The sequence below is a fragment of the Frankia sp. AgKG'84/4 genome (assembly GCF_023242965.2).
GTDB lineage: Bacteria > Actinomycetota > Actinomycetes > Frankiales > Frankiaceae > Frankia.
This window is the reverse complement of sequence record NZ_JALKFU020000716.1, coordinates 1-543: the sequence shown is the minus strand read 5'-3', so window position 1 is coordinate 543 and position 543 is coordinate 1. Positions and strand designations below refer to the sequence as shown.

The window sequence follows — 543 nt, the reverse complement described above, 5'->3', positions numbered from 1 at the left end:
GTTATATTACAGTCCTCACCGGCCCGAGGGAAGAATTTGATGCGGACGGCCCTGAGGAATTCCATCTCGTCATCGTCGATAATGGACGCTCGCAAATCCTGGGCGGTGAATTCCAGTCCATCCTCCAGTGCATCCGCTGTGCGGCCTGTATCAATACATGCCCTGTTTACCGCCATGTCGGCGGCCATTCATACGGTTCCATCTATTCAGGGCCGATCGGGGCGGTATTATCCCCATTGCTCGGCGGATATGAGGATTATAAAGAACTGCCGTACGCTTCCACTTTGTGCGGGGCCTGCACGGATGTATGCCCAGTTAAAATCCCGCTCCATCAGCTCCTTCACCAGCACCGGCAAGTCATCGTCGAAAAAGAAGGAAAAGCGCCGATTTCTGAAAAGCTGGCGATGAAAGCATTCGGTCTTGGCGCAGCCTCCCCTGCCCTTTACAAGCTCGGGTCGAAAATTGCGCCTGCTGCCATGAATCCTTTCACTGTCGGGGATAAAATTTCAAAGGGACCGGGCCCATTAAAAGCCTGGACCGAAA

The 543-nt window shown here is 53.6% G+C and carries 1 protein-coding gene; it reads left to right on the top strand.

The window, feature by feature from the left end; all coding sequences use genetic code 11:
- A partial coding sequence (locus MXD58_RS31825; protein ID WP_250610056.1) for a 4Fe-4S dicluster domain-containing protein occupies positions 1-543 on the top strand: 543 nt, incomplete at both ends.